Source organism: Pseudomonas sp. Leaf434 (assembly GCF_001425545.1).
In the GTDB taxonomy this organism is placed as follows: Bacteria; Pseudomonadota; Gammaproteobacteria; order Pseudomonadales; family Pseudomonadaceae; genus Aquipseudomonas; species Aquipseudomonas siliginis.
In genome coordinates this window covers 87647-111616 of the sequence record NZ_LMQZ01000008.1, presented here as the reverse complement: position 1 = coordinate 111616, position 23970 = coordinate 87647, and the positions used below count along the sequence as shown (strand labels likewise).

Sequence of the window (23970 nt, the reverse complement as noted above, 5' to 3'; positions counted from 1 at the left end):
TTACAGGTCAGCGCACCTCAGCAGCATCCCCCAATCGGTCCCCTCTCCCTCTGGGAGAGGGCTAGGGTGAGGGGCTTTTCGGGGCTAATCCACAGACCGAGGCAACTGCAACGTCACCCGCAACCCGCCCTCACGCAGGTTCTGCAACGTCACCTCGCCGCCATGGCTATGGGCGATGTTGCGCGCAATGCCCAGTCCCAATCCGTAGCCCTGCTGCTGCCCCGCCAGGCGAAAGTGCGGCTCGAACACTTGCTCCAGCCGCTGCTGCGGCACACCCGGCCCTTCATCGTCGACGTGCAAAACGAACGCGCTGTCATCGTCATCGATGTGCAGATGCGCGTTCTGCCCGTACTTCAAGGCGTTGTCGATCAGGTTGCCGATGCAGCGCTTGAGCGCCAGCGGTTTGCCCGGGTATGCCGACAGCGCGCGGCCGTGCTGAGTGACGCGGCCATTGCCGTTCGGCGCGAGATACGGCTCGACCAGGCAATCGAGGACATGATTGAGATCCACCGGCTCGATGTTCTCGTGGATGTCGGTGTCCTTGACACATTGCAGCGCGCCTTTGACCAGCAACTCCAGCTCATCCAGATCGCGGCCGAACTTGGCTTGCAGCTGTTCGTCCTCGAGCAGTTCGACGCGCAAGCGCAGGCGGGTGATCGGCGTGCGCAGGTCGTGGGAAATCGCGCTGAACAACTGGCTGCGTTCGGTCAGGTAACGGCTGATGCGTTCGCGCATGGTGTTGAACGCCCGGCCAACTTCGACCACTTCACTGCCACCGCCCTCCGCCACTGGCTCGACGTCCGCGCCCAGCGACAGATCCCGCGCTGCCCGCGCCAGACGCTTGAGCGGCCGGCTCTGCCAGTGCACCAGCAGGCCGATGAACAACAACAGAAAGCCGCTGGTGAGGACGATAAACCACACCTGCTGCGCCGGCAGGCCTTGTTCTTCGAGACTGGTATACGGCTCGGGCAGCAACGAGGCGATGTACAGCCATTCGCCCGGGGCCATTTGAATCTGCGTGACCAGCACCGGCGGATTCACCGGTTCAAGCGTCAACGCGTAGTGCGCCCAAGAGCGCGGCAATTCATCAAGTTTCAAACCTGCGTTGAAAATCCGCAGGTCTTCGGGGCTGACGAAGGTCACCGAAATATCCGTGTCATGGCCCAGAGACTGGCGCAGCACTTCGTCCACCGCTTGCATCACCGCAGCCTTGCGCGGCGTCACCGGCAGCACGTCCATGCCCAGCGGCTTATCGTTCAGCGTCACGACAAACCGGGTGCCGCCCATGCTGCGCAATTGATCGAGCACCAGCGGTCGATAGGCCACTGGCAGGGAACGGAAATAGCTGACGCTGGCGGTCATCGAATGCGCCAGGCTGCGGGCACTGGTGACCAGGCCTTCGAGCTGGGTGGCGCGCAGTTGCGACACCCAGATCACGCTCGACAGCGTCTGCGCGAACAGCACCGCCAGCAGAGTCAGCAGCAGCATCCGCCCGAGCAGCGAGCGCGGCACCGGTATGCGACTGGCGAATTTGCGCAGCGACTCAGTGAGCATTGCCGGCAACCACATTGGCTGCCAACTGATAGCCGCTGCCGCGCACGGTGCGGATCAACCGTGGCGGTTTTTCGGTGTCGCGCAAGCGTTGGCGCAAACGGCTGACGGCCATGTCGACGATGCGATCGAGCGGCATCAGATCGCGGCCACGGGTGGCGTTGCCGATGGTGTCGCGGTCGAGGATTTGCTGCGGATGATCGAGGAACAGTTTCAGCAGAGCGAAATCGGCGCCGGAAAGGATCACTTCCTCGCCGTCAGTGTGGAACAGCCGATGGCTGACCGTGTCCAGGCGCCAGTCGTCGAAGGCCAGCACTTCGCTGCCGCTGCGTTCGTGGGCGAACTGTGCGCGGCGCAGCAGGGCCTTGATCCGCGCTTGCAGTTCGCGCGGGCTGAACGGTTTGCCGAGGTAATCGTCGGCGCCGAGCTCCAGACCGATCACGCGGTCGGCTTCGTCGGAACTGGCAGTCAGCATGATGATTGGCACCTGTGCCTGACGCGGGTGCTGGCGTACCCAACGGCACAGGCTGAAGCCGTCTTCGTCGGGCAGCATGACATCGAGGATCACCAGATCGCTCGGCGCCTCGTTGAGCGCCTGACGAAAACCGGCACCATCGGCGGTGGCCCGCACCTGGAACCCTGCGCGGGTCAGGTAGGTTTCCAGCAACTCGCGTATTTCCTGGTCGTCATCGACCAACAATATCGACTTGTTGACTGAGCTCACTTCGAAGGCATCCTTGTTGTTGGAGTTGGGCGGATTATGCCTTAAGCATCAAACTAACAGACACTACAGAAACCCTTGTGGGAGCGAGCCTGCTCGCGAATCGGTTTTAACATTCAACAGATCTGTTGACTGACACACCGCTTTCGCGAGCAGGCTCGCTCCCACAATTGGATTGCATTTCAGGTCGGGATTGATTGATCCAGCGCCACACCGGCACCAACGAGGCCGGAGTACGGCGCCGTCACCAGCCACACCGGGATGCCTTTGAAGTAATCGCTCATGCAGCCTTTGTCGGCGAAGCAGCGGGCGAAGCCGCTGGCGAGGAAGAAATCGGCGAAGCGTGGAATCACCCCGCCAACGATAAACACCCCGCCGCGCGCGCCAGTGGTAAGCACGTTGTTGCCGGCGACGCGACCGAGCCAGCAGCAGAACTGCTCGAGCACTTCCAAAGCGATCGGGTCACCGGCAAGGCCAGCGGCGGTGATCGCTTCCGGCGTTTCAAGCGTAGGCTCATGACCATCCACCGCGCAGATCGCCCGGTACAGCCGAGGCAGGCCGCCGCCGCTCAACGCGGTTTCCGCGCTGACATGGCCGATCTCGTTGTAGATGTGTTGCCACAGTTGCGTTTCGCGTGGACTGCTCAGCGGCAGGTCGACATGGCCGCCCTCGCCCGGCAACGCGGCAAAGCGCCCTTCGCCGAGATCGAGCAAGGTGCCGACACCCAGGCCAGTGCCGGGGCCGATCACCACCGCCGGGCGCAACGGCTCCGGCGTGCCTTCGCAAACCACACGGAATTCGCCCGGCTGCAAGCGGGTCATGCCCAGCGCCATCGCCGAGAAGTCGTTGGTCAGCAACAACTGCTCGACCTGCAAGGTCTTGCAGAACGCGCTGCGGCTGAGCCGCCAGTGATTGTTGGTGAACTTGAACTCATCGCCGCTCACCGGACCTGCCACCGACAGGCACACCGAGCCGATCGAGCCCGGCGCCAGACCGAGCCCGCTCAGGTACAAGGCGATTGCCTCTTCCGGGCTGGCGAAGTCGGCCGTGGCCAGCACCTGAACCGATTGCAGTTGCTGGTTTTGCCACAACGCGAACCGCGCGTTGGTGCCTCCGATGTCACCGACCAAAGCCAGTTTCAATTAAGCGTCTCCAGGGCAGAAGTGAAGGCGCTGGCGCCCTGCTCCGCCGAGCTGAAGGCCATGCGCATGAAGCCAAACAGCTCGCGGCCGCTGCCGATGTTGTTGCCCAACAGGCCTTTGGCAGGTTCGCGCGCTGCAAATTCGGCGGCGTCGACCTTCAGTTCCAAGGTGCCTTTGACGCCATCGACGCGGATGATATCGCCCTCTTGCACGCGCGCCAAAGCGCCACCGACATAAGCTTCCGGGCTGACGTGAATCGCTGCGGGGATTTTCCCCGACGCTCCGGACATGCGCCCGTCAGTCACCAGCGCGACTTTGAAGCCGCGATCCTGCAGTACGCCGAGGAATGGCGTCATCTTGTGCAGCTCCGGCATGCCGTTGGAGCGCGGCCCTTGGAAGCGCATCACGGCAACAAAATCCTTCTCCAGCAGACCGGCCTTGAATGCGTCCGCCAGATCCTGTTGATCCTGGAAGACCATCGCCGGTGCTTCGACGATCTGGTTCTCCAGCGCAACGGCGGAAACCTTCATCACGCCGCGACCGAGGTTGCCTTCCATCACCCGCAGTCCGCCTTCTTGCGAGAACGCACGGGACACCGGACGCAGAATGTTTTCGTCGAGGCTGTCGGTCGGGCCTTCACGCCAGACCAGCTCACCGTTATCGAGGAACGGCTCCTTGGTGTACTGGCTCAGGCCATGGCCGAGCACGGTGTTGACGTCTTCATGCAGCAGGCCTGCGCCGAGCAGTTCGCGGATCAGGAACGACATGCCGCCCGCTGCCTGGAAGTGGTTGATGTCGGCTTTGCCGTTCGGATAGACGTGGCTCAGGGTCGGGACGACTTCGGAGAGGTCGGCCATGTCCTGCCAGGTCAGTTGAATGCCAGCGGCCATGGCGATGGCCGGCATGTGCAAGGTGTGGTTGGTCGAGCCGCCGGTGGCGTGCAGGGCAACGATGGAGTTGACCAGCGCCTTTTCGTCGACGATTTCGCCGATCGGCATGAAGTTGCCGTTCTGCTTGGTCAGGCGCGTGACCTGATGCGCGGCTTCGCGGGTGAGCGCGTCGCGCAGCGGCGTGTTCGGGTTGACGAAAGAGGCGCCCGGCAAGTGCAGGCCCATGACTTCCATCAGCAACTGGTTGGTGTTGGCGGTGCCGTAGAAGGTGCAGGTGCCCGGGCTGTGGTAGGACTTCATCTCCGATTCCAGCAGCTCTTCGCGGGTCGCCTTGCCTTCGGCGTACTTCTGGCGGACGTCGGCTTTTTCCTTGTTGGAAATCCCCGACACCATTGGCCCGCCCGGTACGAAAATGGTCGGCAGATGACCGAAACGCAGCGAACCCATCATCAGGCCCGGAACGATCTTGTCGCAGATGCCGAGCATCAGCGCGCCGTCAAACATGTTGTGCGACAGCGCCACGGCGGTGGACATCGCGATCACTTCGCGGCTCGGCAGGCTCAGTTCCATGCCCGGCTCGCCTTGGGTCACACCGTCGCACATTGCCGGAGTGCCGCCGGCGAACTGACCGACCGAGCCGATTTCGCGCAGGGCGTTCTTGATCTGTTGCGGGAAAACTTCGTACGGCTGGTGCGCCGAGAGCATGTCGTTATACGAAGACACAATGGCGATGTTCGCCGAGTTCATCATCCGCAGGCTGTGCTTGTCTTCAGTGCCGCAACCGGCCACGCCGTGGGCGAAGTTGGCGCATTGCAGCTTGCCGCGCATCGGGCCATCGGTGGCGGCGCCGCGAATCAATGCAAGGTAAGCCTGACGCGTGGCGCGGCTGCGGGCGATAAGCCGTTCGGTGACCTCAAGAACGCGGGGATGCATGTGTAGAACTCCAGGCTAACGGATGTGGCGACCTGATTGTCTATGCTGATCAAACGCCGTTGTTGTTGGAATGACAGACGGCTTTTTTGACCATTCGGACCAGTTGATTCAGGTCACTCGTTGTAGATAAAACAAAATATTGCCACTAAAAAGGCTTGTTTTCTATTTTTATGCGAATAATCTTGTAATTCCAACAACAAAACGACGGCGGCGCTGTTCCATGACTCTTCGAATTGCAATCAATGGTTTTGGCCGCATCGGCCGTAATGTCCTGCGCGCACTGTATACCCAAGGCTATCGTCAAGACCTGCAGATCGTCGCGATCAACGATCTGGGTGACAGTTCGATCAATGCCCATCTGCTCAAATACGACACCGTCCACGGCACTTTCGACGCCGAAGTGGCGCACGATAACGAAAGCCTGACGGTCAATGGCGACCGCATCGCGGTCAGCGCCATTCGCAACCCGGCCGACCTGCCGTGGGCCGCAGAAAAAATCGACGTAGTGTTCGAATGCACCGGGCTGTTCACCGACCGTGCCAAAGCCGCCGCGCATATCAGCGCCGGCGCCCGCAAGGTGATCATTTCTGCCCCGGCCAAAGGCGCGGACGCCACCGTCGTTTATGGCGTCAACCACGACATTCTGCGTCAGTCGCACCAGATCATTTCCAACGCTTCGTGCACCACCAACTGCCTGGCGCCAGTGGCGCAGGTGCTGCATCGCGAGTTGGGGATCGAAAGCGGCCTGATGACCACCATCCACGCCTACACCAACGACCAGAACCTCACCGACGTCTATCACAGCGACCCGTACCGCGCCCGTTCCGCCACGCAGAACATGATCCCGAGCAAGACCGGCGCAGCCGAAGCGGTAGGCCTGGTGCTGCCGGAACTGGCGGGCAAATTGACCGGCATGGCTGTGCGCGTACCGGTGATCAATGTGTCGCTGGTCGACCTCACCGTGCAACTGAAGAAAGAAGCCAGTGCCGACGAAGTCAACGCCCTGCTGAAAGCGGCGAGCCAGCATTCGAAGATTCTCGGTTACAACACCTTGCCGCTGGTTTCCAGCGACTTCAACCACAACCCGCTGTCGTCGATCTTCGACGCCAACCACACCAAGGTCAGCGGCAAGTTGCTGAAAGTGCTGGCCTGGTACGACAACGAATGGGGCTTCTCCAACCGCATGCTGGATAACTGCCTGGCGTTGTGTAACGCCGAATAATCCCGGCCGGTCCCCAATCCCTGTGGGAGCGAGCCTGCTCGCGAAAGCTGTCTGTCAGTCGATATGGAATTGACTGACACGACGCCTTCGCGAGCAGGCTCGCTCCCACAGGAGATCCGATTTCAATTTGAAATCAGCGCTTGACCATTTAGCTGGATGATAAGCATTATCATTCGCTCGAAATGGATCAGGTCCTCCCGTGAGTCAATCGCGCTTCAACCACGTCTTCCTCGCCCAGCGCACTTCCCTGCTGCGCACGCTGGAACGGATGGTCAACAATCACAGCACCGCTGAAGACCTGTTGCAGGAGACCTACCTGCGCGTGACCCGGGCGTTGAGCGAACGGGCCATCGATCACCTTGAACCCTTTGTCTTCCAGACCGCGCGTAATCTGGCGCTGGACCATTTGCGTGCGCGCAAGATTCATGCGCGGACCATGGTCGACGACGTGCCGCAAGATGTCGTGCAGAGCATCGCCGCGCCGGCCAGCAGCGCCGAAGACGCCGCCCATGCCGAACAACTGCTGGAGCGTTTGAACGTGAGCCTCAGCCAACTCAGCCCGCGCCAGCAACAGATCTTCATCCTCAGCCGCCTGCACGGGCACAGTTATCAGGAAATCGCCAATGAACTGAACGTGTCGCTGAGCACCGTGCAGAAAGAACTGAAACTGATCATGTCGATCTGCATTGGCGTCGCCGAACGACATAACGGCAGCGGCAAGCTTTGAGCTGCAAGCTACAGGTAAAAACAAAAAGCGGTAACGCATCCGGCTTGCAGCTTGCAGCTTGAAGCTAGAAACTGCTTCGCCAGAAGCCCTGAGGAACCACCGTGACGGACACCCACCGCTCGCCTTCGCCCGATTCGGCGCGGGACGCTGCAGCTGCAATGGACCAGGCGCTGGACTGGCTCATCGTGCTCGGCAGCCCGGATGAGGAACAGACCCGGCAATTTCATGCCTGGCTGGCGGCTGATCCGTTGAATGCTGAGGCGTTCGCCAAGGCCCAGGCCATCTGGGAAGGCCCGCAAGTCGCACTGTGCGCCGAGGCTCTGGCGACAAAACCGGTAAAAATCACCTTCCTCAAACGCTTGCGCCCACACTGGAAACCGCTGGCCACCGCTGCGGTGCTGATCCTTGGGCTGTTCAGTTTCAGTAATTTGCCGATGCGCATTCAAGCGGATCACCTGACCGTGGTCGGCGAGCGTCAGCGACTGCAACTGGAGGACGGCTCGAAGGTCCTGCTCAATACCAACTCGGCGTTTTCCAGCACCATCAACGATCAACAGCGCGTGGCCCGGCTGTTTCAGGGCGAGGCGTTTTTCGAGATCGCCAGCGGGCGCAATCAGCCGCTGGAGATCGACGCAGGTCCGGTAACGGCCAGCGTCCACGACACCGCATTCGCCGTGCGCTACCTCGACGGGGTCGCGCAAGTGAATGTGCAGCGTGGCGATGTCGATCTGCGCGCCACCCACAACGATGCCCGGGTGCGCCTGCGCGCCGGGGAGAGCATTCGCATCGGCCCCAACGGTTTTGATCGCCCGGCCAAGCTCGACGCCAATGCCGATCTGGCCTGGGTTGAAGGCCGTCTGGTGTTCGAGAACTGCCCGCTGAATCAGGTGCTGGCCGAGCTGCGCCGCTACTACCCGGGCTGGATCATCAACAACAACGAGCACCTGGCCGACGTCGCCGTCACCGGCAATTACCGTCTCGACCAGCCGCTCGACGTGGTCCGCTCCCTCGCCCACATCACCTCGGCGCGCCTGCAGGAATTCCCGGCGCTGGTGATCCTTAACTGAATGAGAATTATTTTTACTCGATAGCCAGCGACAGTACGTCTCGTTATAGCCAATGCAATTGATTCGCATCTAACCATGCCGATCAGCACCTATAAAGATTCGTGCGACACGGAGCGCTATCGATGTCCTCACGCCTTACCCGCCAGACTGCTTCCCCTTCCCGCGTACTGTCGCTGCTGACTGCGGCCATCCTCATGGCTGGCACCGCACCGCTGCTGGCGGCCACCGAGCAACCGACGCGCAACATGGGCGATTACGCGTTCGCCATCGGCCAGCAACCACTGGTTTCGGCACTGAATGCCTTCACCGCCGTGACCGGTTGGCAGGTCGGCTTGCCGGCAGAGTTGGGGCAGAACGTTTCGTCGCCGGGCGTGCGCGGTTCGCTGCCGCCGGAGAAAGCCCTCGAGCGCCTGTTGGTGGGGACCAACCTGAGCTTTCGCAAGCTGAGCAACAACAATGTCGTGCTGGAAAAACGCAACAGCAGCGGCACGCTCAATCTCGATCAGGTGACCATCAGCGCCACTCGCCAGGAACAGTCGGTCAACAGCGTGCCCTCGACCGTCAGCGTGCAGGACCGCCAAGCGCTTGACCGCAACAACGTCAACACCATCAAGGATCTGGTGCGCTACGAACCGGGCGTTTCCGTTGGCGGTGCCGGCCAGCGCGGCGGCATCAGCGGCTACAACATTCGCGGTATCGACGGCGACCGCATCCTGACTCAAGTCGATGGCGTGGAAATCCCCAACGGCTTCTTCAACGGCCCGTATGCCAAGAGCCAGCGCAACTACGTCGACCCGGAAATCGTCAAGCGTGTGGAAATTCTGCGCGGCCCGGCCTCGGTGCTGTACGGCAGCAACGCCATTGGCGGCGCGGTCAGCTATTACACGCTGGACGCCGACGACATCATCAAACCGGGCAAGGACGTCGGCGCGCGTCTGAAAAGCGGTTACAGCTCCGCCGACGACAGCTGGCTGAAATCCGCCACCGTCGCTGGCCGCAGCGGTGAGTTCGACGGTCTGCTGCATTACAGCCAGCGCGACGGTCATGAAACCGAATCCTTTGGCAGCCACAACGGCACCGGTCTGGAACGCACCGCCGCCAACCCGGAAGACGTGCGCGCAACCAACGTTCTGGCCAAGCTCGGCTGGAACTACAACGACGATTCGCGCCTGGGCCTGACCTACGAAAAGTACAAGGACGATCGCGACACCGATCAGAAAAGTGCCTACGGCGGCCCGTACTTTAATGGCGCGCCGACCATTCCGAGCAGCGTACTGCCCGGCGGCATGTACCAGTGGCGCACCGGTAACGACACCATCACCCGCGAGCGTTTCGGCATCGAACATGCGTTCGCCCTCGACAGCCTGCTCGCCGATAACGTCAAGTGGAGCCTCAATCACCAGATCGCCAAGACCGACCAGAGCACCGAGGAGTTGTACTACCCGATCACCCGTAAAGTGCTGCGTACCCGCGACACGATCTACGAAGAAAAACAGTGGGTTTTCGATGCCCAACTGGACAAGGCTTTCGCCATCGGTGACACCGATCACCTGCTGACTTACGGCACCACGATCAAACAGCAGAAAGTCACCGGTTCACGCAGCGGCGACGGCACCTGCGTGGCCGTCGGTCGCGGCTGCACGGCGATTGGCGCGACCAGTGCGGCGGACGTGCTGGCCAAGGCCTCTGATTTCCCCGATCCGACCATCAACACCTACAGCCTGTTCGCCCAGGATCAGATCAGCTGGAACGACTGGACCTTCCTGCCGGGCCTGCGCTACGACTACACCCAGCTCAAGCCGCACATCACCGAGGAATTCCTCAACACCGTGAATGCCGACGGCCAGGGCACGGTCAGCGACAAGAACAAGACCTGGCACAAGGTGTCGCCGAAATTCGGCCTGACCTATGCACTGACGGACAACTACACCTGGTACGGCCAGTACGCCGAAGGCTTCCGCACGCCCACGGCAAAATCGCTGTACGGGCGTTTCGAGAACAACACCACCGGCTACACCGTAGCGCCCAACTCCGACCTTGAGCCGGAAAAGAGCAAAGGCTTCGAAACCGGCCTGCGCGGGAATTTCGAGCAGGGTTCGTTCGACGTCGCAGTGTTCTATAACAAGTACCGCGACTTCATCAACGAGGACGCGGTCAAGCCGGGCGACGATCAGTTGACCTTCCAGAGCAACAACATCAAGCGCGCCACCATCAAGGGCGCGGAAGTCAAAGGTCACTTGAACCTGGATGCGCTGGGCGCGCCGCAAGGCCTGTATACCCAAGGCTCGATCGCCTACGCCTACGGTCGCAACAACGACAGCGGCGAGCCGATCAACAGCGTCAATCCGCTCACCGGCGTGTTCGGTCTCGGTTACGACCAGGACAACTATGGCGGTTTGCTGAGCTGGACCGTGGTGAAGAAAAAGGACCGCGTCGACGACAGCAACTTCAAGTCGCCGGACGGCGTCAGCAGCCAGTTCAAGACCCCGGGCTTCGGCATTCTCGATCTGGCCGGCTATTACAAGGTGACCGACGACGTCACCGTCAGCGGCGGCGTCTACAACCTGACCGACAAGAAATACTGGCTATGGGATGACGTGCGCGGTTACGACAGCGTCGGCGAAGCCTCGGTGACGCAACCGGCCAACCTCGATCGCCTGACCCAACCGGGACGCAACTTCGCGATCAACCTGATCTGGGACATCTGATCCGCCCGGCCTCACTGCGCGTGTTCGCGCCGCGCAGTGAGGTTTTTTTACTGTCCGGCGTCCGCCCGTACGTCTTGTTATCAAGCGCCTCATTTATCAAGGACACCCCATGACTGCCTCGGAAAAAACCTTGCGTTCGCAACGCCTGAACCAGATCACCCACGAGCCGCACAGCAAACTCGATGCGCTGGTCAAAGCCCACGCGCCGTTCGAAACCCGCGCCAGCTTCGCCCGTTTCGTCGTCGCGCAATACCTGTTCCAGGCGGAACTGGTGGAGCTGTACAACGATGCCGAACTGACCGCGATCGTCCCGGATCTGCCGGCCCGTTGCCGCGCCGAAGCGGCCAGGGCTGACCTCGCCGACCTCGACACCGAGGTTCCGGCCCCGGTGGCCGGCGCGCTGAAAAACCCGAGCAAGGCACGGGCGCTGGGCTGGATCTTTGTTTCCGAGGGTTCCAAGCTCGGCGCGGCGTTCCTGATCAAGCGCGCGGTGGCGCTCGATCTGAGCGAAACCTTTGGTGCCCGGCATCTGGCTGAACCGCAAGGTGGCCGCGCCGAGGGCTGGAAAAGCTTCGTACGCACCCTCGATGCATTGCCGTTCACCGCTGAGGAAGAGGCTGAAGTGGAGCAAGGTGCGCTGGATGCGTTCAACCGCTTTACCGTGCTGCTGGAACGGGCTTATGCCATAGAAGCCGAAGTGGCCTGAAGCAACTCTTATCACTTGTGGGAGCGAGCCTGCTCGCGAAGACGGCAGCACATTCAACATCAATGTGCCTGATCAACCGCTTTCGCGAGCAGGCTCGCTCCCACAGAGCTCACCACAAATCTGTAAGATCCCCGTTCCGCTTCAGAAGCCGCCGCTGAGCCCATGCCCGCACCCGCCCCATCAAAACTCGCCCGTCTGCTGTTCGGCCTGCTGGCCTATGTCAGCCTCGGCATTGGCCTTGTCGCCATCGTCGTGCCCGGTCTGCCGACCACCGAGTTCATCCTTTTAGCCGCGTGGGCCGCGACCCGCAGTTCGCCGCGCCTGAGTGCGTGGCTGGAAAATCATCGCCTGTTCGGGCCGATCCTCAGTAACTGGCGCAACGGCAGGATCATCGCGCGCAAGGCCAAAGTCAGTGCCACCCTCAGCATGCTGCTTTGTGCGACGTTGATGCTGGTGATGCTCGATCACGGCTGGCCGATCTATCTGGCGATTGCCGGCATGGGCCTGGGCAACCTGTGGATCTGGTCGCGCCCGGAGACGCCCATCGCTGTAGTGAAACATCCCTGTAATTAAAGCCTTTTCAGCACTTTCCCCTGCGCAAACGTTTAGCGGCGACCGTCCGTCGGCGAGCGCCTCATGCCGTTTCGCGCGACGCCGATTAGGATTGAATGGCGCTGAATGGATTTGGCAAACCGGGCTTCAGGCCCAGCCACCTGTTTATTCCATTCGCGAGATCGCCCCATGTTCGACTCTCTGTCCATTCGCCTGAAAATCGTCCTGCTCTCCGGCCTTTGCCTGCTCGGAGTGGTGGTGCTGATTGTCAGCATGAACATCTACCAGACCAACCAGAACGACGCGCTGGTCAGTCAATCCAGCAACCAGTTACTGACCGCCAGCGTGCAGAACCTGCTGCAGGCCAAGGCCGCCGAGCAAGCGGTGCGGGTGCAGAAAACCTTTGGTGAAAGCCTGCTCGTGGTCACCGCCCTCGCCGACCAGATCAAGGATCTGCGGACGATGGCGGCCAAGCGTTCGCTCGAAGCCGGCGCTGTTCGTGAAGAGTTGAACCAGAGCCTGAAAACCGCTTTCGAGCGCAACGATAAAGTCCTCGGTATCTGGCTGGCCTTCGAACCCAACGGCCTCGACGGCAAGGACAGCGAATTCGCCAACGATGCCGCGCGGCAGTCCAACGAAGCCGGGCGCTTCGCCTCGTACTGGAGCCGTGCCGCCGGCGCCGCGCTGAATACGATCATGGTCGAGGACGACTTGACCAAGACCACCCTCAGCGTCAGCGGCACGCCGTACAACAGTTGGTACACCTGCCCTCGCGACAACAAACGCACCTGCCTGCTTGACCCGTATGCCGACACGGTCGGTGGCAAGGAAATGCTCATGACGACCATTTCCGTGCCGCTGCTGGTGGATGGCAAAGCGATCGGCGTGGTTGGTGTCGACATTGCGCTCGACGCCCTGCAAGCCGCCGCCGTCGACTCGCAGCGCAGCCTGTTCAACAACGCCGGGCACATGCTGATCGTCTCCGGCAGCGGCGTACTGGCGGCCGACAGTGCCGACGCGACGCGAGTGGGCAAAAAAATCAGCGACACCCTCGGCGCTGACGGCAAGGATGTATTGCAACTGGTCGGCAGCGGCACGGCAAAAATTCTCCAACAGGGCGAGCTGATTCGCGCGGTTTACCCGGTCGACCCGATCGGCAATTCGCGGGCCTGGGGCGTGGTCATCGACCTGCCCGAGCACGTGCTGCTGGCCGACTCGGTGAAACTGCAAGCGGTGCTGGATGACGCGCAACAAACCGGCGTCATCACTGCCCTGCTGGTGGCGGGCGTGGCCGGTCTGGTCGGCCTCCTGCTGATCTGGCTCACCGCCTCCGGCGTCACCCGTCCGATCAACAGCGTCGCCGACATGCTGAAGAACATTGCCAGCGGCGAAGGCGATCTGACCCAGCGCCTGAACTACAGCAAGAAAGACGAACTGGGCGAACTGGTGAACTGGTTCAACCGCTTCCTCGACAAGCTTCAGCCGACCATCGCGCAGATCAAACAGAGCATCACCGAAGCGCGCGGCACGGCCGATCAGTCGTCGGAAATTGCCCGCCAGACCAGCGAAGGCATGCAGGTGCAGTTCCGCGAAATCGATCAGGTCGCCACCGCCTCCAACGAAATGAGCGCCACTGCCCACGACGTCGCCAACAGTGCCTCGAACGCGGCCAACGCCGCCAAGGGTGCCGATCAGTCGGCGAAGGACGGTATGGCGATCATCGAGCGCAGCACCCGCGACATCAATCAACTGGCCGATGAGGTGAGCAAAGCAGTTACCGAGGTCGAAGCGCTGGCAGTGAACAGCGAGCAGATCGGCTCGGTGCTGGAAGTGATTCGCAGCATCGCCGAACAGACCAACCTGCTGGCCCTCAACGCCGCCATCGAAGCCGCCCGCGCCGGCGAAAGCGGCCGCGGTTTTGCCGTGGTCGCCGACGAGGTGCGCAACCTGGCCAAACGCACGCAGGATTCGGTGGAAGAAATCCGCATCGTCATTGAGCGCATCCAGACCGGTACCCGTGGCGTGGTCGCCACCATGCATTCGAGCCAGACCCAGGCGCACAACAACGCCGGGCAGATTCGTCAGGCCGTTGATGCACTGGGCAAGATCAGCGACGCGGTGACGGTGATCAGCGACATGAACCTGCAGATCGCCAGTGCCGCCGAAGAACAGAGCGCCGTGGCCGAAGAGGTCAACCGCAACGTCTCGGCGATTCGCACCGTGACCGAAACCCTGACCGAACAGGCCACCGAGTCGGCAGCGATCAGCAGCCAGCTCAACAGCCTGGCTAGCCAGCAGATGAAATTGATGGATCAGTTCCGCGTGTAACAATCCAGCATAAATCCCTGTGGGAGCGAGCCTGCTCGCGAAGCGGTCGTCATATCCAACATCCGTGTTGACTGACACGACGCCTTCGCGAGCAGGCTCGCTCCCACTGGGGAAACGGGTTCACATCCTGGTTTCATCTAAACCGCGATTCTTTTGCACTATCATCGCCCTCTCGTTCCGGAGGGCCTTCGATGACTGATCTGCTCACGTCCATCCAAACCGCACTCGGCCTGCCTCGCACGCCCATCCCCTTCAACGGTGACGGCGCGTTGCCCTCGGCGTTCGCCGTGACCGAGCTGGCCTGCGCCAGCATCGCCGCTGCCGGCCAAGCGCTCAGCGAATTGCTCCACCCGCAAATCGGGCACTTGTCAGCAGTTGCAGTCGACCGGCGCCTTGCCTCCTTCTGGTTCTCCACCTCGCTTCGCCCGATCGGCTGGCAGGTGCCGCCGTTATGGGACGCGATCGCCGGCGACTATGCGACCCGGGACGGCTGGATCCGTCTGCACACCAACGCTCCGCATCACCGCGCCGCCGCTGAACGCGTGCTCGGTGCCTGCGCCGACCGCGCCGCAATGGCGGCAAAAGTCGCGCAATGGGACAGTGCGGATCTGGAACAAGCAGTGGTCGACGCCAACGGCTGCGCCGCCGAGATGCGCAGTTGGGCGCAGTGGCAGCAGCATCCGCAGGGGCTGGCGGTGAATGCCGAAGCGCTGGTGCAATTCAGCGAGCAGACGGACGAGAACCGCAGCCCATGGCAAGGCTCGCTCGCACGACCTCTGGCCGGGATCAAGGTGCTCGACCTGACCCGCGTGCTCGCCGGTCCCAGCGCCAGCCGCTTTCTCGCAGGGCTCGGCGCAAACGTGCTGCGCATCGATCCACCGAGCTGGAACGAACCCGGCGTCGTTCCGGAAATGACTGTCGGCAAACGCTGCGCGCGGCTGGATCTGCAAGTGCCAGCGGATCGCGCAGTGTTCGAAGGTTTATTGCAAGACACCGACATCTTGCTCCACGGCTATCGCGCCGATGCGCTGGAACATCTGGGGTTTGGTATTGAACGCCGAAGGCAACTGGCACCGGGGCTGATCGACGTCTGCCTCAATGCCTACGGCTGGAGCGGCCCCTGGCAGAACCGCCGGGGCTTCGACAGCCTGGTGCAGATGAGCAGCGGCATCGCCGAGGCCGGACAGCGCTGGAAGCACAGCGATAAACCGACGCCACTGCCGGTGCAGGCACTGGATCATGCGACCGGGTATCTGATGGCGGCGAGTGCAATAAGGCTGCTGACTGAACGACTGGCCAGCGGTCGCGGGGGTTCGGCGCGGTTGTCGCTGGCGCGGACGGCGAAACTGTTGGTCGAGCATGGGCCGGGGATGCTTGATCCGCTGCGGGCCGAAGACGCGCTGGATCAGGATCCGGCGATTGAACACACCGCGTGGGGGCCGGCGCGGAGGTTGCGCGTGCCGCTGCAGATCAGCGGGACGGCGATGCGGTGGAATTGGCCGGCGACGGAGTTGGGCTCGCATCCTCCGTGTTGGCCATGAGAAGCCCCTCACCCTAGCCCTCTCCCAGAGGGAGAGGGGACTGATTGGGGGATATTGGAGAGTTACGCCGACGTGCAAGATTTTCGTCGAATCCATAATCGACTCGATCGCTCAGGTCGNCCCTCTCCCAGAGGGAGAGGGGACTGATTGGGGGATATTGGAGAGTTACGCCGACGTGCAAGATTTTCGTCGAATCCATAATCGACTCGATCGCTCAGGTCGATGTATAGCGCCAGACACCTAGGTCGGTCCCCTCTCCCAGAGGGAGAGGGGACTGATTGGGGGATATTGGAGAGTTACGCCGACGTGCAAGATTTTCGTCGAATCCATAATCGACTCGATCGCTCAGGTCGATGTATAGCGCCAGACACCTCGGTCGGTCCCCTCTCCCAGAGGGAGAGGGGACTGATTGGGGGATATTGGAGAGTTACGCCGACGTGAAAGATTTTCGTCGAATCCATAATCAACTCGATCGCTCAGGTCGATGTATAGCGCCAGACACCTCGGTCGGTCCCCTCTCCCTCTGGGAGAGGGCTAGGGTGAGGGGCTGCTTTTCAGATCACAACGACAACACCCCGCTATACAACCCATACGCCGCCAGCCCCGCCCCGATCACCACGCAAGCAAAAATCCCCTTTTCCACCGTAGTGAACACCGGTTGCCCCTGTTCACGCTTGGCCTTGGCAAACAGAATCACCCCCGGCGCATACAGCAGCGCCGACAGCAGCAGATACTTCACCCCACCGGCATACAACAGCCACACCGCGTAAACCAGTGCGATGCCGCCGATCAGCAGATCCTTTGTACGTTCCGCCGAGGCGTGTTCGTAGGTTTCGCCGCGCCCGCTGAGCAGCACCGCGTAGGCCGCCGACCACAAATACGGCACCAGAATCATCGACGAGGCCAGGTAAATCAGACTGGTGTAAGTGCCCGCCGAGAACAATGTGATCAGCAGGAAAATCTGGATCATCACATTGGTCAGCCACAGCGCGTTGACCGGCACGTGGTTCTTGTTTTCCTTCTTCAGGAACGCCGGCATGGTTTTGTCTTTGGCCGTGGCGAAGAGGATTTCCGCGCACAGCAAGGCCCATGACAACAACGCGCCCAACAGCGAAATCGCCAGCCCGACGCTGATCAGCAACGCACCCCACGGCCCGACGATGTGTTCGAGCACCGCTGCCAGTGATGGGTTTTGCAGATTGGCCAGTTCCGGCTGACTCATGATCCCCAGCGACAGCACGTTGACCAGCACCAGCAGCGCCAGCACGCCGATAAAACCGATGACCGTGGCACGGCCGACGTCGCTGCGTTTTTCTGCGCGAGCCGAATAGACGCTGGCGCCTTCGATGCCGATGAACACGAACACGGTGACCAGCATCATGTTGCGCACCTGATCCATCACCCCGCCGAAGTTCGGGTTGCTGCGGCCCCAGATGTCGCGGGTGAAGATGTCAGCCTTGAATGCCACGGCAGCGATGACGATGAACATGATCAACGGCACGACCTTGGCCACAGTGGTCAACTGGTTGATCAGCGCTGCCTCCTTGATCCCGCGCATCACCAGAAAATGCACCGCCCACAACAGCACCGAAGCGCAGCCGATGGCGATCGGCGTGTTGCCCTGGCCGAATACCGGAAAGAAATAACCGAGGGTGCTGAACAGCAACACAAAATAGCCGACGTTGCCCAGCCAGGCGCTGATCCAGTAACCCCACGCCGACGAAAAGCCCATGTAGTCGCCGAACCCGGCCTTGGCGTAGGCGTAGACGCCCGAGTCCAGCTCCGGTTTGCGATTGGCCAGGGTCTGAAAGACGAAGGCCAGCGTCAGCATGCCGATTGCGGTGATGCCCCAGCCGATCAGGATCGCCCCGGCATCGGCGCGCGCCGCCATGTTTTGCGGCAACGAGAAAATCCCCCCGCCGATCATCGACCCCACCACCAGCGCGATCAACGCGCCAAGGCGCAGCTTTTGCGTCGGTTGCGACATGCAGATCTCCTTGAAAGAGCCGTTGTTGTTTATTTGTAACAACAGCCGACTAAAAGCCTAAGGGTAGATGACGTTTATCAGGTAATGGCCAATTTCGCACCGTTATATATAGCCGACCACGATAACGCTTAGCACGTTAAGTCAGTTTTGTGCGCCAATCTTGATTATTCAATTCTGTACTGAAAACAGATGACGGACATTTGCCAAACGCGGAAAAGCAACTAGCGTCATAGTTCGAAAGCATTAATTGCTATTCCCAATTGCGTCAGCGAAACGGCTCTGGGACGGGCCTTCCAGAGCACAGTGTTATGCCCGCAACGGGTGGATAAGTCATTCATTAACAATGGAATGTGGCCATGCACTGATCCAAGTCAGCTATTCGAACAGACAACGGTACTAGGCTGTGAGCTCTCCTTTCCTGCAATGGAGTCATGCAAATGTCTGAAGCGCCCGGAAAACTAAGACTCGGTGCACTGGTTGCACTGGTAGTCGGTTCAATGATTGGCGGCGGGATATTTTCGTTGCCACAAAACATGGCCGCCAGCGCCGACGTCGGGGCAGTGCTGATCGGCTGGGCCATCACCGCCGTCGGCATGCTCACCCTCGCATTTGTTTTTCAAACCCTCGCCAATCGCAAGCCTGACCTGGACGGCGGAGTCTACGCCTACGCCAAGGCCGGATTCGGCGACTACATGGGTTTCTCATCCGCCTGGGGTTACTGGATCAGTGCCTGGCTGGGCAACGTCGGTTACTTCGTTCTGCTGTTCAGCACCCTCGGCTATTTCTTTCCGATCTTCGGCGAAGGCAATACCCCGGCGGCGGTAATCGGCGCGTCCTTGCTGCTGTGGGGCGTGCATTTTCTGGTGTTGCGCGGGATCAAGGAAGCGGCGTTCATCAACCTGGTGACCACCGTCGCCAAGGTCGTACCGCTGCTGCTGTTTGTGCTGATTGCGGTCTTCGCGTTCAAACTGGACATCTTCACCGCCGACATCTGGGGCGTGAAAAACCCTGACCTGGGCAGTGTGATGAACCAGGTGCGCAACATGATGCTGGTCACCGTCTGGGTGTTCATCGGTATCGAAGGCGCGAGCATCTTCTCCGCCCGCGCCGAGAAGCGCTCGGATGTCGGCAAGGCCACCGTGATCGGCTTCATCACCGTGCTGCTGTTTCTGGTGCTGGTGAACGTGCTGTCGCTGGGCATCATGACCCAGCCGGAACTGGCGAAACTGCAGAACCCGTCGATGGCCGCCGTGCTTGAGCATGTGGTCGGTCACTGGGGTGCGGTGCTGATCAGCGTCGGCCTGATCATCTCGCTGCTCGGCGCGCTGCTGTCGTGGGTGCTGCTATGTGCGGAGATCATGTTCGCCGCCGCCAAAGACCACACCATGCCGGAGTTTCTGCGCAAGGAAAACGCCAACCACGTGCCGGTCAACGCCCTGTGGCTGACCAACGCGATGGTGCAGGTGTTCCTGATCATCACCCTGTTCTCGGCCAGCACTTACCTGTCACTGATCTACCTCGCCACTTCGATGATTCTGGTGCCCTACCTGTGGTCGGCGGCCTATGCCCTGCTGCTGGCGGTGCGCGGCGAGAGCTACGAAGGCTTCGCCGCCGAGCGGCGCAAGGATCTGATCATCGGCGGTATCGCCCTGATCTACGCGGTGTGGTTGTTGTATGCCGGCGGGGTCAAGTACCTGCTGCTGTCGGCCCTGCTCTACGCGCCCGGCGCGATCCTGTTCGCCAAGGCCAAGCTGGAACTCAAACAACCGGTTTTCACCAACGTCGAGAAGCTGATTTTCGCCGCAGTGGTCGTGGGCGCCGTGGTGGCGGCCTATGGTCTCTACGATGGCTTCCTGACGCTGTAACCCCTGATTGAATTGTCATCTGGAGGAACACAGAAATGACCACGGAAAAAGTGAAGTACGGCGTCCACTCCGAAGCCGGGAAACTGCGTAAAGTCATGGTTTGCTCCCCAGGTCTGGCCCATCAGCGGCTGACCCCGAACAACTGCGATGAACTGCTGTTCGATGACGTGTTGTGGGTGGCGCAGGCCAAGCGCGATCACTTCGACTTCGTCACCAAGATGCGCGAGCGCGGCATCGACGTGGTGGAAATGCACAACCTGCTGACCGACATCGTCGCCATCCCCGAAGCGCTGGACTGGATTCTTGAGCGCAAAGTCACTGCCGACTCGGTGGGCCTGGGCCTGATCAGCGAAGTGAAATCCTGGCTGAAAAGCCTCGAGCCACGCCACATCGCCGAATTCCTGATTGGCGGCGTGTCGGCCGATGATCTGCCGGACAGCTTCGGTGGCAAGACCATCCAGATGTTCCGCGACTTCCTCGGCCACTCCAGCTTCATCCTGCCGCCGCTGCCCAACACCCAGTTCACCCGCGACACTACCTGCTGGATCTACGGTGGCGTGACGCTGAACCCGATGTACTGGCCGGCGCGCCGTCAGGAAACCCTGCTGACCACCGCCATCTATAAATTCCATCCGCAATTCACCAACGCCGAATTCGAGATCTGGTACGGCGACCCGGACAAGGACCACGGCAACTCCACCCTTGAGGGCGGCGACGTCATGCCGATCGGCAACGGCGTGGTGCTGATCGGCATGGGCGAGCGCTCATCGCGGCAGGCCATCGGCCAACTGGCGCTGAACCTGTTCAACAACAAAGCGGTGGAAAAAGTCATCGTCGCCGGCCTGCCGAAGTCCCGCGCAGCAATGCACCTGGACACCGTGTTCAGCTTCTGCGACCGCGACCTGGTGACGATCTTCCCGGAAGTGGTCAACCAGATCGTCGCCTTCACCCTGCGTCCTGACGAAAGCAAACAGGGTGGCATCGACATCCGCCGCGAAGAAGGCAGCTTCCTCGACACCGTCGCTGCGGCGCTCAATCTGCCGAAACTGCGCGTGGTGGAAACTGGCGGCAACAGCTTCGCCGCCGAACGCGAGCAATGGGACGACGGCAACAACGTGGTGGCCATGGAACCCGGCGTGGTCATCGGCTACGACCGCAACACCTACACCAACACTCTGCTGCGCAAGGCTGGCGTGGAGGTCATCACCATCAGCGCCGGCGAACTCGGCCGAGGCCGTGGCGGCGGCCACTGCATGACCTGCCCGATCATCCGCGACCCGATCGATTACTAATCTTTGAGCCTTCGCCGCGACTTATCCAGCGCGGCCAAGGGGATAACCGAAACCCAAGGAGATCCATCATGGCTTTTAACATTCACAACCGTAACCTGCTCAGCCTGGAACACCACACCCCACGTGAGCTGCGTTACCTGCTCGACCTGTCCCGCGATCTGAAACGTGCGAAGTACACCGGCACCGAGCAACAGCATCTGAAGGGCAACAACATCGCCCTGATCTTCGAAAAAACTTCGACCCGCACCCGTTGCGCCTTCGAAGTGGCGGCCTATGACCAAGGCGCCAACGTCACTTACATCGACCCGAACTCCTCGCAGATCGGCCACAAGGAAAGCATGAAGGACACCGCCCGCGTGCTCGGGCGCATGTACGACGCCATTGAGTACCGTGGCTTCAAACAGGAAATCGTCGAGGAGCTGGCCAAGTTCGCCGGCGTGCCGGTGTTCAACGGCCTGACCGATGAATATCACCCGACCCAAATGATCGCCGACGTGCTGACCATGCGTGAGCACGCCGACAAGCCGATCCACGAAATCAGCTACGCCTACTTGGGCGACGCGCGCAACAACATGGGCAACTCGCTGCTGCTGATCGGCGCCAAACTGGGCATGGACGTGCGCATCTGCGCGCCGAAAGCCCTGTGGCCGCTGGACGATCTGGTGGCGCGCTGCAAAAAATACGGTGAGGAAAGCGGCGCACGCATCACCCTCACCGAAGATCCGAAAGAAGCGGTCAAAGGCGTCGACTTCATTCACACCGATGTCTGGGTGTCGATGGGCGAACCGGTGGAAGCCTGGGCCGAGCGTATCCAGCAACTGCTGCCGTATCAGGTCAACGCCGACCTGATGAAGGCCACCGGCAACCCGCGTACCAAATTCATGCACTGCCTGCCGGCCTTTCACAACAGCGACACCAAGGTCGGCAAACAAATCGCCGAGCAGTATCCGCACCTGAAAAACGGCATCGAAGTGACCGACGACGTGTTCGAGTCGCCAGCCTGCATCGCCTTCGAGCAAGCGGAAAACCGCATGCACACGATCAAGGCGATTCTGGTTTCGACACTGGCTGATCTCTGACGCCACAGCGCTCCCACTGAAGGAACCGGAAACCCAATGTGGGAGCGAGCCTGCTCGCGAAAGCGGTGGGTCATTCAACAGCGATGTCGACTGATCTGACGCGTTCGCGAGCAGGCTCGCTCCCACAGGGATATCGGTTCCAGCAGGGAGATCGAATCGTTTGTCATTCCTCTGCTTAGAAGGATTGCACCATGCGTATCGTCGTAGCTCTGGGCGGTAACGCCCTGCTCCGCCGTGGTGAGCCGATGACCGCTGACAACCAGCGCGCCAACATCCGCATCGCCACCGAGCAAATCGCCAAGATCCATCCCGGCAACCAACTGGTCATCGCCCACGGCAATGGCCCGCAAGTCGGCCTGCTGTCGCTGCAAGCGGCGGCCTACACCTCTGTCACCCCATACCCGCTGGACGTGCTCGGTGCCGAAACCGAAGGCATGATCGGCTACATCATCGAACAGGAACTGGGCAACCTGCTCGACTTCGAAGTGCCGTTCGCCACCCTGCTCACCCAGGTCGAAGTCGACGCCAACGACCCGGCCTTCAAGAAGCCGAGCAAGCCGATCGGCCCGGTCTACGAGAAAGCCGAAGCGGAAAAACTCGCCGCCGAGAAAGGCTGGGCAATTGCCCCGGATGGCGACAAATTCCGCCGCGTCGTAGCCAGCCCACGGCCGAAGCGCATCTTCGAAATCCGTCCGATCAAGTGGTTGCTGGACAAGGGCAGCATCGTCATTTGCGCTGGTGGCGGCGGCATTCCGACCATGTATGACGAAAACCGTAACCTCAAGGGTATCGAGGCGGTGATCGACAAGGACCTGTGCTCGTCGTTGCTCGCCGAGCAACTGGAAGCCGATCTGCTGGTGATCGCCACTGACGTCAACGCAGCGTTCATCGATTACGGCAAGCCGACGCAGAAAGCCATCGCCGAAGCCCACCCGGACGAACTCGAACGCCTTGGTTTCGCCGCCGGCTCGATGGGGCCGAAGGTGCAGGCAGCCTGCGAATTCGCGCGCCATACTGGCAAGGTCGCGGTGATCGGTTCGCTGGCCGATATCGAAGCCATCGTCCAGGGCACCGCCGGTACGCGGGTCAGCACGGCGAAGCCGGGGATCAGCTACCGATAACAATAAACGCCGGGGCAGGCTCAAGACCTGCTCCGCTTCCATGCCTTGAAAGGAGTAGCTCAATGGCCCAGTTCGAACCTGGTCATCTGCACATCGAGCGGCACGCGTTGACCGACGATGACGTCAATTACAACGTGCATCTGGACTATGAAGTGTTCACCGACCCACAGAAAGGCAAGGGGATTCAGTTCACCCTGCACGGCAGCATGCAGGGCAAGGACATGAAGGAGGCGTTTTTCCTGCCCAAGGAAGAGGCCTACAACTTCGCCCGCGATGTCACGCGGATCGCCGAGAAGTACGGCATACCCAAGACCCACAGCCAGATCGGCTCGGTGCACAAGCATTACGATCTGATGTTTGAAGACATTCGGCAGAAGTTGAATATGCAGTCGGGGGATCCGGTGAACCTCGAGCATTTCGAATAAAAATCAAAAGCCCCTCACCCTAGCCCTCTCCCGGAGGGAGAGGGAACCGATTGGGGGATGCTGCAGCATTGCGTCGACCTGATCCTGCATCACTGAATCCATAATCGCCCGGT

Annotated in this window: 18 protein-coding genes and 1 pseudogene; 14 read left to right on the top strand and 5 right to left on the bottom strand. The window is 61.0% G+C overall.

What is annotated here, in order from left to right:
* Window positions 1-84: 84 nt before the first annotated feature.
* The 4 genes from ASG55_RS15305 to edd all read right to left on the bottom strand — a co-directional run bounded on the left by ASG55_RS15305 (window position 85) and on the right by edd (window position 5237).
* Window positions 85-1554, bottom strand: a complete 1470-nt coding sequence (locus tag ASG55_RS15305; protein WP_056787959.1) for an ATP-binding protein — start codon at window positions 1552-1554, stop codon at window positions 85-87.
* Window positions 1544-2275, bottom strand: a complete 732-nt coding sequence (locus tag ASG55_RS15300; protein ID WP_039758123.1) for a response regulator — start codon at window positions 2273-2275, stop codon at window positions 1544-1546. Before ASG55_RS15300 ends, ASG55_RS15305 begins: the two co-directional genes overlap by 11 nt.
* A gap of 179 nt (window positions 2276-2454) precedes the next feature.
* A complete protein-coding gene (locus ASG55_RS15295) occupies window positions 2455-3414 on the bottom strand; it encodes a glucokinase (protein ID WP_056787957.1) in 960 nt (319 codons plus the stop codon).
* Window positions 3411-5237, bottom strand: coding sequence for a phosphogluconate dehydratase (edd, locus tag ASG55_RS15290; RefSeq protein WP_016773527.1), 1827 nt, complete (start codon window positions 5235-5237; stop codon window positions 3411-3413). The genes ASG55_RS15295 and edd overlap by 4 nt, the downstream gene beginning before the upstream one ends.
* Before the next feature lie 220 nt (window positions 5238-5457).
* Between edd and gap the strand changes: the two genes are divergently transcribed.
* The 9 genes and pseudogenes from gap to ASG55_RS15250 all read left to right on the top strand — a co-directional run bounded on the left by gap (window position 5458) and on the right by ASG55_RS15250 (window position 16088).
* Entirely contained in the window at window positions 5458-6459 is a 1002-nt protein-coding gene (gene gap / locus ASG55_RS15285) for a type I glyceraldehyde-3-phosphate dehydrogenase (RefSeq protein WP_016773526.1), read from the top strand.
* Window positions 6460-6658: 199 nt separating this feature from the next.
* Window positions 6659-7186 (top strand): RNA polymerase sigma factor, encoded by a 528-nt coding sequence (locus ASG55_RS15280; protein WP_041479774.1) that lies wholly within the window; start codon window positions 6659-6661, stop codon window positions 7184-7186.
* A 101-nt stretch (window positions 7187-7287) separates the two neighbouring features.
* Window positions 7288-8253 carry a FecR family protein gene (locus tag ASG55_RS15275; RefSeq protein WP_056787954.1) on the top strand — a complete coding sequence of 322 codons (966 nt, stop codon included), beginning with the start codon at window positions 7288-7290 and terminating at the stop codon, window positions 8251-8253.
* A 122-nt stretch (window positions 8254-8375) separates the two neighbouring features.
* Window positions 8376-10961 carry a TonB-dependent receptor gene (locus ASG55_RS15270; RefSeq protein ID WP_056787951.1) on the top strand — a complete coding sequence of 862 codons (2586 nt, stop codon included), beginning with the start codon at window positions 8376-8378 and terminating at the stop codon, window positions 10959-10961.
* Between the two features lie 109 nt (window positions 10962-11070).
* Complete coding sequence (locus ASG55_RS15265) at window positions 11071-11667, top strand: biliverdin-producing heme oxygenase (RefSeq protein ID WP_056787948.1); 597 nt, start codon at window positions 11071-11073, stop codon at window positions 11665-11667.
* A gap of 162 nt (window positions 11668-11829) precedes the next feature.
* Window positions 11830-12240: a YbaN family protein gene (locus tag ASG55_RS15260; RefSeq protein WP_056787946.1), complete on the top strand. Its 411-nt coding sequence runs from the start codon at window positions 11830-11832 to the stop codon at window positions 12238-12240.
* A gap of 105 nt (window positions 12241-12345) precedes the next feature.
* Window positions 12346-13689: pseudogene (locus tag ASG55_RS27690) on the top strand (PDC sensor domain-containing protein); the annotation flags it as partial.
* A gap of 102 nt (window positions 13690-13791) precedes the next feature.
* Window positions 13792-14547 carry a methyl-accepting chemotaxis protein gene (locus ASG55_RS27685; protein ID WP_371699605.1) on the top strand — a complete coding sequence of 252 codons (756 nt, stop codon included), beginning with the start codon at window positions 13792-13794 and terminating at the stop codon, window positions 14545-14547.
* A gap of 191 nt (window positions 14548-14738) precedes the next feature.
* The gene (locus tag ASG55_RS15250) at window positions 14739-16088 is read left to right on the top strand and encodes a CoA transferase (RefSeq protein ID WP_056787941.1); all 1350 of its coding nucleotides are present in this window, start codon (window positions 14739-14741) and stop codon (window positions 16086-16088) included.
* Window positions 16089-16647: 559 nt separating this feature from the next.
* Here ASG55_RS15250 and arcD (ASG55_RS15245) read toward each other — a convergent pair.
* The gene (gene arcD / locus ASG55_RS15245; RefSeq protein WP_056787938.1) at window positions 16648-18075 is read right to left on the bottom strand and encodes an arginine-ornithine antiporter; all 1428 of its coding nucleotides are present in this window, start codon (window positions 18073-18075) and stop codon (window positions 16648-16650) included.
* A gap of 437 nt (window positions 18076-18512) precedes the next feature.
* On the opposite strand from arcD (ASG55_RS15245), the gene arcD (ASG55_RS15240) reads away from it, so the two are divergent.
* From arcD (ASG55_RS15240) to ASG55_RS15220, 5 genes are all read left to right on the top strand, one after another.
* Window positions 18513-19940, top strand: a complete 1428-nt coding sequence (gene arcD / locus ASG55_RS15240; RefSeq protein ID WP_041479781.1) for an arginine-ornithine antiporter — start codon at window positions 18513-18515, stop codon at window positions 19938-19940.
* Window positions 19941-19975: 35 nt separating this feature from the next.
* Window positions 19976-21232, top strand: a complete 1257-nt coding sequence (gene arcA / locus ASG55_RS15235) for an arginine deiminase (protein ID WP_016773516.1) — start codon at window positions 19976-19978, stop codon at window positions 21230-21232.
* 68 nt (window positions 21233-21300) lie between these two features.
* On the top strand, window positions 21301-22311 hold the full coding sequence (locus ASG55_RS15230) for an ornithine carbamoyltransferase (RefSeq protein ID WP_024014074.1): 1011 nt from the start codon (window positions 21301-21303) through the stop codon (window positions 22309-22311).
* Window positions 22312-22502: 191 nt separating this feature from the next.
* On the top strand, window positions 22503-23432 hold the full coding sequence (gene arcC, locus ASG55_RS15225) for a carbamate kinase (protein WP_056787936.1): 930 nt from the start codon (window positions 22503-22505) through the stop codon (window positions 23430-23432).
* Between the two features lie 62 nt (window positions 23433-23494).
* Window positions 23495-23857 (top strand): DUF5064 family protein, encoded by a 363-nt coding sequence (locus tag ASG55_RS15220; RefSeq protein ID WP_041479784.1) that lies wholly within the window; start codon window positions 23495-23497, stop codon window positions 23855-23857.
* The last annotated feature ends 113 nt before the right edge of the window (window positions 23858-23970 follow it).

What these genes read in the sequence shown, in the direction of transcription:
- ASG55_RS15305 (WP_056787959.1), bottom strand. Translation starts at nt 1,554, where the DNA reads ATGCTCACTGAGTCGCTGCGCAAATTCGCCAGTCGCATACCGGTGCCG.
- ASG55_RS27685 (WP_371699605.1), top strand. Translation starts at nt 13,792, where the DNA reads ATGCAGGTGCAGTTCCGCGAAATCGATCAGGTCGCCACCGCCTCCAAC.
- ASG55_RS15260 (WP_056787946.1), top strand. Translation starts at nt 11,830, where the DNA reads ATGCCCGCACCCGCCCCATCAAAACTCGCCCGTCTGCTGTTCGGCCTG.
- ASG55_RS15265 (WP_056787948.1), top strand. Translation starts at nt 11,071, where the DNA reads ATGACTGCCTCGGAAAAAACCTTGCGTTCGCAACGCCTGAACCAGATC.
- gap (WP_016773526.1), top strand. Translation starts at nt 5,458, where the DNA reads ATGACTCTTCGAATTGCAATCAATGGTTTTGGCCGCATCGGCCGTAAT.
- ASG55_RS15220 (WP_041479784.1), top strand. Translation starts at nt 23,495, where the DNA reads ATGGCCCAGTTCGAACCTGGTCATCTGCACATCGAGCGGCACGCGTTG.
- arcA (WP_016773516.1), top strand. Translation starts at nt 19,976, where the DNA reads ATGACCACGGAAAAAGTGAAGTACGGCGTCCACTCCGAAGCCGGGAAA.
- arcD (WP_041479781.1), top strand. Translation starts at nt 18,513, where the DNA reads ATGTCTGAAGCGCCCGGAAAACTAAGACTCGGTGCACTGGTTGCACTG.
- ASG55_RS15250 (WP_056787941.1), top strand. Translation starts at nt 14,739, where the DNA reads ATGACTGATCTGCTCACGTCCATCCAAACCGCACTCGGCCTGCCTCGC.
- ASG55_RS15230 (WP_024014074.1), top strand. Translation starts at nt 21,301, where the DNA reads ATGGCTTTTAACATTCACAACCGTAACCTGCTCAGCCTGGAACACCAC.
- arcD (WP_056787938.1), bottom strand. Translation starts at nt 18,075, where the DNA reads ATGTCGCAACCGACGCAAAAGCTGCGCCTTGGCGCGTTGATCGCGCTG.
- arcC (WP_056787936.1), top strand. Translation starts at nt 22,503, where the DNA reads ATGCGTATCGTCGTAGCTCTGGGCGGTAACGCCCTGCTCCGCCGTGGT.
- ASG55_RS15270 (WP_056787951.1), top strand. Translation starts at nt 8,376, where the DNA reads ATGTCCTCACGCCTTACCCGCCAGACTGCTTCCCCTTCCCGCGTACTG.
- edd (WP_016773527.1), bottom strand. Translation starts at nt 5,237, where the DNA reads ATGCATCCCCGCGTTCTTGAGGTCACCGAACGGCTTATCGCCCGCAGC.